At 75.0% G+C, this 12460-nt stretch carries 6 protein-coding genes; 5 read left to right on the top strand and 1 reads right to left on the bottom strand.

Translation table 11 applies throughout. The annotated features are described in order from the left end of the window. Nucleotides 1-7: 7 nt before the first annotated feature. The gene (locus ACWCV9_RS27280; RefSeq protein ID WP_450790408.1) at nucleotides 8-2056 is read right to left on the bottom strand and encodes a BTAD domain-containing putative transcriptional regulator; all 2049 of its coding nucleotides are present in this window, start codon (nucleotides 2054-2056) and stop codon (nucleotides 8-10) included. Between the two features lie 205 nt (nucleotides 2057-2261). Here ACWCV9_RS27280 and ACWCV9_RS27285 point away from each other — a divergent pair, with 205 nt between their 5' ends. The 5 genes from ACWCV9_RS27285 to ACWCV9_RS27305 are packed head-to-tail and all read left to right on the top strand — an operon-like array spanning nucleotide 2262 to nucleotide 12453. Continuing rightward, nucleotides 2262-3914, top strand: a complete 1653-nt coding sequence (locus ACWCV9_RS27285) for a non-ribosomal peptide synthetase (protein WP_450790409.1) — start codon at nucleotides 2262-2264, stop codon at nucleotides 3912-3914. Continuing rightward, nucleotides 3911-4666: a TylF/MycF/NovP-related O-methyltransferase gene (locus ACWCV9_RS27290; protein ID WP_450790411.1), complete on the top strand. Its 756-nt coding sequence runs from the start codon at nucleotides 3911-3913 to the stop codon at nucleotides 4664-4666. The genes ACWCV9_RS27285 and ACWCV9_RS27290 overlap by 4 nt, the downstream gene beginning before the upstream one ends. 13 nt (nucleotides 4667-4679) lie before the next feature. Beyond that, complete coding sequence (locus ACWCV9_RS27295; protein WP_450790413.1) at nucleotides 4680-9002, top strand: MupA/Atu3671 family FMN-dependent luciferase-like monooxygenase; 4323 nt, start codon at nucleotides 4680-4682, stop codon at nucleotides 9000-9002. Continuing rightward, on the top strand, nucleotides 8999-11713 hold the full coding sequence (locus ACWCV9_RS27300; protein ID WP_450790415.1) for a type I polyketide synthase: 2715 nt from the start codon (nucleotides 8999-9001) through the stop codon (nucleotides 11711-11713). Before ACWCV9_RS27295 ends, ACWCV9_RS27300 begins: the two co-directional genes overlap by 4 nt. After that, nucleotides 11710-12453 carry a hypothetical protein gene (locus ACWCV9_RS27305; protein WP_450790416.1) on the top strand — a complete coding sequence of 248 codons (744 nt, stop codon included), beginning with the start codon at nucleotides 11710-11712 and terminating at the stop codon, nucleotides 12451-12453. The genes ACWCV9_RS27300 and ACWCV9_RS27305 overlap by 4 nt, the downstream gene beginning before the upstream one ends. Nucleotides 12454-12460: the final 7 nt, after the last annotated feature.

Consider the following 12460-nt stretch of genomic DNA (forward strand, 5'->3'; position numbering starts at 1 on the left):
TCACCGTTCAGGCGCACCGGCAGCCGGGCCGGCGGCCGGGCAACGGCAGGCTCGCGAGCCCGGCCCCGGGCCCGTTCGTACCGGCTCCGGGGCGCTGCGCGGCAACCCCGGCCCCGGGTCCGTACGTCCCGCCCTCAAGCCCGTGTGCGCCGGCCCCGGGTCCCTGCATGTCGGCGCCGAGCCCCTGGGCGACTGCCTCGGGCTCATCTGCCGTGGGCCGGGTGAGGACGAAGCTGCGGACCAGTTCGTGCAGCTGGTAGTGGCCGGGGACGGGCAGCGGGAGGAGCAGGCATGAGTCGACCAGTTCCTCCAGCAGCTCTTCCGTCCGGGGGAGCGGGACGCCGGCGAGGCCCGCGGCGGCGCGGCCGTCGAAGCCGCCGGAGGCGAGGGCGCCGAGACTCACCAGCATCTGCCGCTGATCGGGCCGCAGCCGCCGGTACGACAGCAGGATCTCGTCGGCGACGCTCCGCTCGGCCAGCGTCAGCTCTTGCAGACGCAGGTTCTCGCGGCGCATCCGCCGGGCCGCGTACGCCAGGTTCCAGGCGCGGCGGTGGGTGAGCCGGGTGCCGATGATCCGGACGGCCAGCGGCAGCCGCCCGCACCCGTCCACCAGGGCGCGCGCCGCGTCCGCGTCGTCCATGCGGTGGGCGCCGACGATCCTGGCCAGCAGGCCGGTCGCGTCCGCTTCCGGCAGCGGCCCGAGCGGCAGCGGTACGGCGCCGTCCAGATCGTTGATCATCACCCGGCCGGTCACCAGCACCAGACAGCCACCCGTGCCCGGCAGCAGCTGCCGGACGACGGAGGTGTCGCCCACGTCGTCCAGCACCAGCAGGATGCGGCGCCCCGCCACCCGTGTCCGCCACAGCGCCAGCCGGCCGTCGACGTCGTCCGGGATGTGCCCGGGTGGCTCCGGGAGCGCGAGCAGGAGCCGGCGCAGCGCGTCGGTCAGGGACAGCGGGCCGCTGTCGCGGGAGAAGCCATGCAGGTCGACGAAGAGCCGGCCGTCGGGGAAGGCCTCGGCGAGCCGATGGGCGGCGTGCACCACGAGGGCGGTCTTGCCGACCCCGGGCATGCCGTTGACGGTGACCAGGGTCGGAGCGCCGTCCGAGACGCCGGCCGCCAGGCGGGCCAGTGTCCGAAGCTCCTCCTTTCGGCCGGTGAAGTCCGGAAGGTCGTAGGGCAGCATGCTGGGGACGGGCGGGGCGGGTGCGGCGGCCGCCGGGACGACCGTCTCGCGGCCGGTGCGGTCGTGCCGCGTCGGCTCGGGCAGCAGCAGTTCGGGGTCGTCGTTCAGGATCCGCTCCTGAAGCCGGGCCATCGCGACGCCGGGGTCGATGCCGAGGTCGAGGAGTTCCGCGCGGCCCTGGGCGAACACGCTGAGCGCCTCGGCCCGCCGTCCGATGCGGTACAGGGCCAGCATCAGCCGCTCGCGGAGCGTCTCGTGCAGCGGATGCTCGGCGACCAGCGACTGGAGCACCGGCACCAGGGCCCGCGCCTCGCCGCAGCCGAGCCGCAGGTCGATCCAGCGCTCGGTGGCGACGAGCCGGCGCTCGTCGAGATCCCGGCCGGCACAGGTCAGCACCGAGCCGGTCATCCCGGCCAGCGCCCTCCCGCGCCACAGCTCCAGCGCCGACCCGAGATGGGCGATCGCGGTCTCCGGGCGGTTCTCGGCGACGGCGGCCTCGGCGCGCGACAGCAGGTTCTCGAACCGCCAGGAGTCCAGCTGGCCGTCACGCAGGACCAGCCGGTAACCCGGCGGCTCGGTGACGATCCGGCCACCCGCCGGGAGTTTGCGCCGCAGGTCCCACACCATCTTGCGTACCTGGTTGGCCGCGGTGAGCGGCATCTCCTCCTCCCAGGCGGCCCGGACCAGCCGGGAGATCGGGGCCACCCGGTTGCCGTGCAGCAGCAGCGTCGCCAGGACCTGGCGCTGCTTGGCGCCGCCCGGGTTCACCCGGTGGCCGTCGCTCCACACCTCCAGCGGACCGAGCACCTTGAACGCCAGGTCGCCCACGTCTGCGGAGGGACCTGCTGCCGCCTTGTCACCATGAGTCATCTGCGTACTTCCGCTTCCTCGCCGGCAAGGGCGCCGCGATCGGGGCCGGTCAGAGCCTCACAGACGCCGATCTATGCCTGATCGACGAGCCGGTCAACGCCCTCCGGCGCGGCCGGAACCGCCGCGGTACCGGCGCAGAACAGCTCGCTGATGTGATGCGGAGCGCCCGGGCTTCCCGGGCGGATCCGCCGGAGGGCAGCGGGAGATGGCACGAGTTCTGGAACTGATACGCGCTCGGCTGCGCGAGCGGCCGCGGTCCGCCGCCGTGGTGACCGCGGACGGCCGGATGAGCCGGGCGGAGCTGTGGCAGCGGGCCGAGGAACTGGCGGGCCGGCTGGCCGCGGGCGGACTGCGCCCCGGCGAGGTGGTCGCCGTCCACACCGGACGCACCGCCGAACTCCCGGTCGCCGTGCTGGGCACGCTGCTGGCCGGCGGTGCTTTCTGCGTCCTGGACCCCGCCTACCCCGAGGCCAGGCTCAGGCAGCTGCGCCGGGACAGCGGGGCGCGCTTCGACCTCACCGCGGGCCTGCGGCTGACGCCCGGCGCCGACCCGGCCCCGGCCCGGGAACAACTGGCCTACGTCGTCTTCACCTCCGGTTCGACCGGCACCCCGAAGGCGATCGGGATGCCGCACCGGGGCCTGGACAACCTGGTCGCCTGGACGCTGGCGAGCACCTCGGCCCGGCCGCTGCGCACCCTCCAGTTCGCCCCGCTCGGCTTCGACGTCTTCGTCCAGGAGGCGTTCACCGCCTGGTGCAGCGGCGGCCCGCTGTATCTGCCGGCCGAGGACGAGCGCCGGGACCTGGTCCGGCTGGCCGGACTGCTGGACGAGTGGGGGATCGAGCGGCTCTTCCTGCCGCCCGTCGCACTGCTCCGCCTCGCCGAGGTCGCGCTGCACACCGGCCGGTACCCGCGCGCGCTGCGCGAGGTGGCCGCCGCGGGCGAGGCACTCCGGGTGACCCCGCAGCTGCGCCGCTTCTTCGCCGCCCTGCCGGAGTGCCGGCTGCACAACCACTACGGGCCGGCCGAGACCCATGTGGCCACCGCGCACACCCTGACCGGACCACCGGCGCAATGGCCGGACGCACCGCCGATCGGCCGGCCGATCCCGGGCTTCACGGCCCGGGTGGTCGACGGCGAGCTGTGGCTCGCCGGTGCGGGCGTCTCGTACGGCTATCTGAACGACCCTGAGCTGACCGGGCGGCGCTTCCTCCCCGTGCCCTGGGCCGAGGGACCCGCCTACCGGACCGGTGACCTCGCCGCCCGGCGGGCCGACGGGACGTACGACTACCTCGGCCGGGCGGACGACCAGGTGAAGATCCGCGGCCACCGGGTCGACCCCGGCGAGGTCGAGGCGGTGCTCGGCCGGTACCCGGGGGTGCGGGAATGCGCGGTCGCCGCCCGGCAGGCCGCCGGCGAGCCACAGCTCGTCGCCTATGTGGTGGGGGACCCCTCCGGCGTCCGTGCCTACCTGGCCCGGTCGCTGCCCGAGTACCTGGTGCCCCGGCAGGTGGTCGCCGTACCCGAACTGCCGCTGACCGCCCACGGGAAGACCGACCGCGCCCGCCTGCCGGACCCGCCGGCCGCACCGGCCGAGGGCGAGCCCCCGCAGGACGAGTGGGAGCGGACCGTCGCCTCGGTGTGGTCCGCCGTGCTCGGCCGCCCGGACATCGGTCGCGACCAGCACTTCCTGGACCTGGGCGGCAGCTCCCTGTCGGCCGCGCTGGTGATCGCCCGGCTCCGGGAGCGCCATCGGGGCCCGATCGCCCTCGAGGACTTTCTCGCCGCGCCCACCGTGCGCGGCCTCGCCCCACTGCTGCGCGACGACCGCGGCACCGCCGGAAAGGAGGGGCGATGAACGCGCAGCCCCGTGAGCTGTACCTCGACCTCATGAAGAAGGCGCTGGCCAACACCCTTTACGAGGATCCGCCGATCCCCGCCCCCTGGGCCCCGGCCACCGCCTACGACGACCTCAACCGCCGGCTGGGCGTGGACTGGCCCAGCACCGCGCACACGATGATCGGCCTGCTCCGGCTCGACCACCTCCAGAGCTGCGTCGAGCGGGTCCTGGCCGACGGCGTACCGGGCGACCTCATCGAGACCGGCGTCTGGCGGGGCGGGGCGTGCATCCTCATGCGCGCGGTGCTGCGCGCCCACGATGTGACCGACCGCCAGGTGTGGGTCGCCGACTCCTTCCAAGGCATGCCGCCGCCGGACGCGTCCGGCCACCACGGCGACCGCGAGCTCGCCACCCACCTGCACAACGACACGATCGCGGTCGATCTGCCCACCGTACGAAGGAACTTCGAGCGCTACGGCCTGCTGGACGACCAGGTCCGCTTCCTGCCGGGCTGGTTCCACGAGACGCTGCCCGGCGCCCCCGTCGAGCGGCTCGCCGTGCTGCGGCTCGACAGCGACCTGTACGACTCCACGTTCCTGACCCTCGACGCGCTCTACCCCAGGCTGTCGCCGGGCGGGTTCGTGATCGTCGACGACTACCACATCCCGGTCTGCCGGGACGCCGTGCACGACTGGCGCCGACAGCACGGCGTCCGGGACGAGATCGAGGACATCGACGGCCTCGGTGCGTTCTGGCGCCGCACCTCCTGAGGAGAAGACCCCCATGCCCGAGATCCTCGACGAGGTCCGCGCCCTCGTCGCCGCCCAGTTCGGCATTCCCGTGGCGGCGGTCGACCCCGACCGCTCGCTCGTCGAACTCGGCGGCGACTCGCTCAGCCTGCTCGCCCTCACCAGGAAGCTGTACGACCGGTTCGGCGTCCGTGTCCCGGTGCGCGAGCTGTTCGAGGCGGCGCCAGGCGTCCGCGAGCTGGCCGGACGGCTGGCCGGCGACGCCGGGCCGACCCCCGCCGCACAGCCGCCCGCCGCACCCGTCGACTTCAGCCTCTACTTCTTCGGCGACTACCCCGAAGGCGACGACCACCCGGCCCGCTACCGGGACCTGCTCACCGCCGCCGAGTTCGGCGACACCCACGGCTTCCACGCACTGTGGATCCCCGAGCGCCACTTCCACTCCTTCGGCGGCCTCTTCCCCAACCCCTCGGTGCTGGCCGCCGCGCTGGCCACCCGGACCACCGGCATCCGGCTGCACGCCGGCTCGGTGGTGCTGCCGCTGCACCACCCCGTCCGGGTGGCCGAGGAGTGGTCCATGGTCGACAACCTGTCCGGCGGCCGCGCCGGGCTGTGCGTCGCCCACGGCTGGCACGCGGGCGACTTCGCCCTCGCGCCGGAGCACTACGGCCGCCAACGCGAGGTGATGTACGAGCAGTTGGCCTCCGTCAGACAGCTGTGGTCCGGTGCCCGGCTGACGGCCCGCTCCGGCACCGGCGACCCGGTCGAGGTGAGCCTGCACCCGAAACCGGTACAGCCGCGGCTGCCCCTCTTCCTCGCGGTCCTCTCCGACCCGGCGAGCTACGAACGGGCCGCCCGGGAGGGCCTCGGCGTGGTGACCAACCTGATGCAGCAGAGCGTGGAACAGCTGGCGGAGAACATCGCCCGCTACCGCCGGACCAGGGCCGAGTGCGGGCTGGCACCGGACGAGGGACGGGTCGTCGTCCTCGTCCACACCTACCTGGGACCCGACCAGGACCGGGCGCGACAGGAGGCGTACGACCCCTTCCTCGGCTATCTGCGCTCCTCCCTCTCCCTCTTCGACACCACCATGAACAGCCTCGGCATCGACGTCGACCTCTCCCGGACCCACCCGGACGACCTCGACTTCCTGCTCGGCCGCGCCTACCGGGACTACTGCGAGAACCGGGCGCTGATCGGCAGCCCGGAGGGGGTACGGCCGGTGCTGGACGCCCTGGTGCGCGCCGGCGCGGACGAGATCGGCTGCTTCGTCGACTTCGGCCTCCCCGGGGAGCGGATGCTCGCCGCGCTGCCCCACCTGGCCGCCCTCAAGGACCGGTACGCCGGGCCCCCGCCCGAGATCCGGGTGGAGACCCTTCCCGCCTCGGCCGCACAGCAGCGGCTTTGGCTGCTGGACCGGATGTACCCGGGGCGGACCGTCCACCACGAGCCCAAGGCCCTGCTGCTCGAAGGCCCGCTGGACCTGTCCGCGCTGCGCGCGGCCCTGCGCGGGGTGACCGACCGGCACGCTGCGCTGCGCACGGTCTTCCAGGAGACCCCCGACGGGGTACGGCAGCTCGTCCGGCCCGCCTTCGACCCGGACTGCCCGCTGGTCGATCTCACCGGAAGCACCGACGAAGAGGCCGTCCGCGAACTGCACCGCACCGCCGGCGAACCCGCCTTCGACCTGACCGGGGGACCGCTGTGGCGGGTCCGGCTGGCCCGGCTCGGCGCGGACCGGCATCTGCTCTACCTGGTGGCGCACCACATCGTCTTCGACTCGCTGTCCACCGCCGTCTTCTGCCGGGACCTCGCGGCCCACTACGTCGGCGAGCCCGGCGGCCTCCCGCCGCTCGACGGACCCTGGCGGCCGCGGACCGCGCCGAGCGCCGAGAGCCTGGAGTACTGGAAGAGCACGCTGGCCGGCGCCCCGCCCCTCGGGCTGCCCACCGACCGGCCGCGCGGCACCGCGCACGAGGGCACCGGCGCCACCCTCGTACACGAGCTGGACGCCGCGCTGGCCCGGGAGATCCGCTCCCTGAGCCGCTCCCTCGGCGGTACGCCGTTCGCCGCCCTGCTCGGCGCCGTCGGCTCGGTGCTGGGCCGGTTCGGTGCCACGGACGACGTCGTCCTCGGCATCGCCATGACCGACCGGCCGACCGGCACCGAGGACATGATCGGCATGTTCGTGGAGACCGCCGCCGTCCGTCTGGACCTGTCCGGCGACCCCTCGTTCGCCGAGCTGTTCCGGCGCGTCCGGGGTGCGGTGCTGGGCGCCCTCGACCACCAGGACGTCCCGTTCGACCAGGTGGTGGAGACCGTCAACCCCGAGCGGCGGCCGGGCGTGAACCCCCTGTTCACCGTGCTGGTGGAGTACGAGGAGCAGCAGCGGGCGGAGTTCGGCCGGACCGGACTGTCGGCCCGGCTCCTCGACGTCCCCCGCGCCCAGGCGCCCTTCGACCTCACGCTCTACCTCACCGCGCACCCGGACGGAGTCCGCTGCACCGCCGAGTACGACACCGCGCTGTTCGAGCAGGACACCGTCGCCCGGCTGCTGGAGTACGTCGAGGAGCTGCTGCGCACGGCCGTCCGGCGGCCCCGGGCCCCGCTGTCCGGCGCGGCCGGGCTGACCGAGCGCGACGAACGGGCGCTCGCGGAACTCACCGGACCGGTCACCTCGGACGAACCGGCCTGTCTGCACGAGCTGTTCGAGCGGGCCGCGGCGGCGACCCCGGACGCCCCGGCCCTCGTCGGCGACCACGGCACCATGACCTACGCCGCACTGGACGCGGCCGCCAACCGCCTGGCCCACCGGCTGATCCGCGACGGTGTGACGCCGGGGGACACCGTCGGCGTCTGCCTGCCGCGCGGCACCGGCCTGATCACGGCCCTGCTCGCGGTGCTCAAGTGCGGTGCCGCGTACGTGCCGATCGATCCCGCCCTGCCCGCCCGGCGACGCCGGTTCCTGGCCGACGACAGCCGCGCCGTGCTCGTCGTGACCGACACCGACACCGACGAGGCTCTGCCGAGCACCCCGCCCGGCATCCCGGCCGACGCCGACTCCCTCGCCTACTGCCTCTACACCTCCGGCTCCTCCGGCACCCCGAAGGCGGTGGCCGTGCCCCACCGGGGGCCGGTCAACCTGGTGCGCTGGCAGCTGGCGGCCCATGAGCCGCTGCGCACCCTTCAGTGGACCTCGCCGGGGTTCGACGTGAGCGTGCAGGAGATCTTCACCACCCTGGCGGGCGGCGCCGCGCTGGTTCTCCTCGACGACGCGGACCGCTACGAGCCGGCCGCGGTGGCGGATGTCGTCCGCCGCCATGGGGTGGAACGGCTGTGCATGCCCGGCACCCCGCTGACGTATCTGCTGGACGGCGCCGAGCCGATGCCCTCGCTGCGCGAGGTGTTCTCGGCCGGCGAGCAGCTCCGGCCGGTGCCCGCGCTCACCCGGTTCCTGGCCGCCCAGCCGCACACCCGGCTGTACCACCAGTACGGGCCGACCGAGGCCTCCGTCGTCGTCACCTCGCACCCGGTCGACCCGGACCGCGGGACACCGCCGCCGATCGGCCGCCCCATCGCCAACACCGTCCTGCGGATCGAGGACACCCACGGTCGGCCGGTGCCGCCCGGGGTGGCGGGCGAACTGCTCATCGGCGGGGCACCCGTCGCGGCCGGCTATCTCGGCGACCCGGAGCGGACCGCCGAGCGGTTCGTGACCCGGTCGGGATCGGAGCGGTTCTTCCGCACCGGCGACCTGGTCCGGCAGAACCGCGACGGCGACCTCGAGTTCCTGGGCCGGCTCGACGACCAGATCAAGATCCGGGGCCACCGGGTGGAACCCGGCGAGACCCAGTCCGTGCTGAGCGGCCTGCCCGAGGTGGCGGAGGCGGCGGTGCTCGGCCACCTCGACCCGGAGCCCCGGCTGGTCGCGTACGTCGTCCTGCGCGAGCCCCGCCCGGAGTGGGTCGCGGTGTTGCGCGCCGGGCTCGCCGAGTCGCTGCCGGACCATCTCGTCCCGGCGGCGTGGGTCCTGCTGGACCGCCTGCCGGTGAACGGCAACGGCAAGCTGGACCGCGCCCGCCTCGCCGAGCTGGAACCGGAGCCGGCCGCTGTGCCGCCCGACCGGTCGCCGGGCACCCCGGCCGAGGAACGGGTGCACAAGGTCTGGTGCGTGGAACTCGGCGCCGACCAGGTGCCGGTCGACGTCTCCTTCTTCGAGGCCGGGGGCAACTCGCTCCATGCCGTACGCATGCTCGAACGGCTCCGCGGCGAGCTGGGCCGCAGGATCCCGATGACCCAGTTCCTCGCGGCTCCCACGATCCGTGCCCTGGCGGCCCGCTTCGGGGAGGAGGCATGAGCCCGGTGCGGACGACGGTGCACGAGGCGGTCGCGGGGCTCCTGGGCCGGCCGGCCGACCCGGACACGCCCTTCCACGACCTGGGCCTGACCTCGCTCATGCTGACCCGGCTGCGCGTCCGGCTGGAGAAGACCCTGGACCGGGCGATCCCGGTCGCGGCGCTGACGGAGCACTACACGATCGCCGCACTGGCGTCGTACCTGGCTGGTGCCGCTGGTGCCGCTGGTGCCGCTGGAACTGGTGGAGCTGCTGGAGCTGCTGGAGTCGACGGAGCCGCCGTGCCCGTCGGCGAGGACCGCCGGGTGGCCGTGATCGGCATGGCCGCGCGTTTCCCCGGCGCGCCGGACGTCGGCGCGTTCTGGCACAACCTGCGCACCGGCATCTGCTCGGTGGGCGAGCCGCTGGCCGACGCCGACGCCTTCGACGCCGCCTTCTTCGGGATGACCCCGGAGGAGGCCCGGCGCACCGACCCCGCCCACCGCCTGCTGCTGGAATGCTGCCACCACGCGCTGGAGGACGGCGGTCACGCGCACAGCGCCGACGACGGGACCCGGATCGGGGTCTACGCCGGCTGCGGCATGAACCTCTACGGCCCGCAGCCGCCGTACCACTCCCGGGCGGCCGCCACGGACGACCCCGTCGAGGCGGTCGGCGACCTGATCGGCGGTCAAGGGGACTTCCTGGCCACGCGGGTCGCCTACCGGCTCGGCCTGACCGGGCCCGCCGTCACCGTGCAGACCGCCTGCTCCACCTCCCTGGTCGCCGTGCACCTGGCGGCCCAGGCGGTGCTGACCGGAGACGCCGATCTCGCGCTCGCCGGTGCGGCGGCCGTCCGCTACACCCCCGTCCCCGCGTACCGCCCCGACCCGGGGTACATCCTCTCCCCGAGCGGGGTGTGCCGGGCCTTCGACGCGGCGGCCGACGGCACCGTCGGGGGCGACGGGGTGGCCGTCGTCCTGCTCAAGCGGCTGGACCGGGCGCTGGCGGACGGGGACCCGGTGCACGCGGTCCTCCTCGGGTCGGCGGTCAACAACGACGGCCGGGCCAAGCCGGGCTTCACCGCGCCTTCGGTGCGCGGCCATGCCGAGGCGGTCCGCCAGGCCCTCGCACGTGCCGGCGTCGGCCCGGAGACCATCGGATATGTCGAGGCACACGGCACCGGCACCGAGGTGGGTGATCCCGCCGAGTTCGCGGCCCTCGCCCAGGCCCTGACCCCGGCCGGCGGGCGCGCGGACCGCTGCGGACTGGGCTCGGTCAAGCCCTCCGTCGGCCATCTCGACACCTGCTCCGGGATGGCGGGTCTGGTCAAGACCGTGCTGATGCTGTCCCACGGCGAGCTGGTGCCCACCGTGAACGCCACCGCGCCCGACCCCCGACTGCCCTGGGCGGACAGCCCCTTCACCCTGGTCACCGAACACACGGCCTGGCCGTCCGGCACCACCCCGAGACGCGCCGGCGTGAGCGCCCTGGGCTTCGGCGGCACCAACGCCCACGTGGTCCTGGAAGAACCGCCCGCACCTCACCCCGATCGCCCCACCCCGCCCCCCGGCGAGGTTCTCGTGCCGTTCAGTGCGCCCGACCGCGAGTCGCTGGGCCGGGTCGGACGGCAGATGAGGGAGTGGCTGGGGCGGCTCGGGCCGGTGCCCGCCGGTGACGTCGCCCGGCGGCTCGCTCTGGGGCGGCCTCATCCGGCCTGGCGGCTCGCGGTGTCCGGCCGTACCGCGGGCGACCTGGCCCGGGCCCTCGACCCGCTCCTCGACCAGCCACCGCCGCCCGCCACCCCGCTCGGACCCCTCGCCTTCGCGTTCTCCGGGCAGGGCGGCGGCCCGGCGGACCTGGGGCGGCACCGGGAACACCCGGCGGTCCGCGCGCTGCTGGCGGAGCACGGCGAGCTGCTCGGCCGGCCGCAGGCCGGCCACCTGGTGCACCAGCTGACCCTGGTGCGGCTCTGGCAGGCGGCGGGTGTCGAGCCGCAGTACGTCATCGGACACAGCCTCGGTGAACTGGCCGCCCTCTGCACCGCGGGCGCGCTGACCGTCGCCGACGCCGTCCGGTTCGCGGCGGCCCGCGACCGGCTGACCCGGTCCACCGGGCCCGGAGCCATGCTCGCCCTCGCCGCCCCGCTCGACCTGGCTCTGGACGCGGCGGCCGCGACCGGGACCGACCTCGCGGCGGTCAACGCGCCCACCGCACAGGTGCTGTCCGGGACGGAACAGGCCGTGGGCCGCGCCGAGTCCTGGCTGGACCGGCGGCAGGTGCCGTACCGCCGGCTGGCCGTGACCACCGCCTTCCACTCGGCCCTGCTCGACCCCGTCCTCGACGGCCTCGCCGCCGAGGCCCGCCGGATCGACTGGCGTCCGCTCACGATCCCGCTGGCCAGCCCGGCCTACGGCGAGCTGCTCCCGGCCGGCTGGCTCCCGGACGCGGACTTCCTGGTCCGCCAGGCCCGGTTCACCGTGCTGTTCGACCCCGCGCTGCGCGACCTCGGCGCGGCCGGCTGCCGGGACTTCGTGGAGATCGCCCCGAACGCGCCCCTGGCCGGGCTCGGCCGGCGCGTCCTGCCGGGCAGCGGCTGGCTGTCGTACGGCCCTGCCGCACTCGCCGAGCTGTACCGGCGCGGCGCGCGGCTGAACTGGGCCGCGCTGACCGGCCCCGGGCCGCGCGCACCGCTGCCCGGCTACCCCTTCACCCGGACCAGGTTCCCGTGGTGACCGCGACGGCGGCCCGCCACGAGGGCTACCTCTGCGTGCTGGACTACCCGGGCCTGCGCCGCGAGGCCCGGGTGGCCGAACTGGGGCTCACCGCGGCGACCGGACTGCGCCTGGCCGAGCTGCTGGCGCCGCCGCCCACCGCCCAGGCCGCCCCCGCATACCTGGCGGAACTGCTCGCGCGCCGCCCCGCGGGGGAGTGCCGCGCGGTGCTGGCCTACTGTGCCTCGGCCCCGCTGGCCGGCGCACTGGCCACCCGGCTCGCCACCGGCGGCCACCGGCCGCCGGTCGTCCTCTTCGACGCCGAGCCCGTCACCGCCGCCACCGTGCTCGACGCCTACCGGACCACGCTGGCCCAGCTCGGCGCGAGCGCGACGGCACCGGAGACGGGGGAACTCGCCGCCCTGGTCCACCGTCCCGACCGCTTCCTCACCGCCGCCCGCCGCAACCTGACCGGCCATGTGTCGCAGGCCCTGCGGGCCGACGGCTGCCCGGCCGGCGAGGCCGACGCGCTCGCCGCCCAGCTGACCGTCTCCTGCCTCGACTGGCTCACCCATCTGCTCGCCGCGCTTACCGCGCCCCCGCCGCAGCGGCCGGGCCCCGCACTGAACATCGTCTCCGCCGAAACCCCCGGCGGTGATGTGCGGATCGCCTGCGACCGCACCTCTCTGCTGCGGGACCCGCGCACCCGCGAGGCGGCGCTCGCCTTCCTGGCCGCCCATGGCGTCCTGCCCACCGAATAGGAGCACC

The sequence above is a fragment of the Streptomyces sp. NPDC001606 genome (assembly GCF_053596835.1).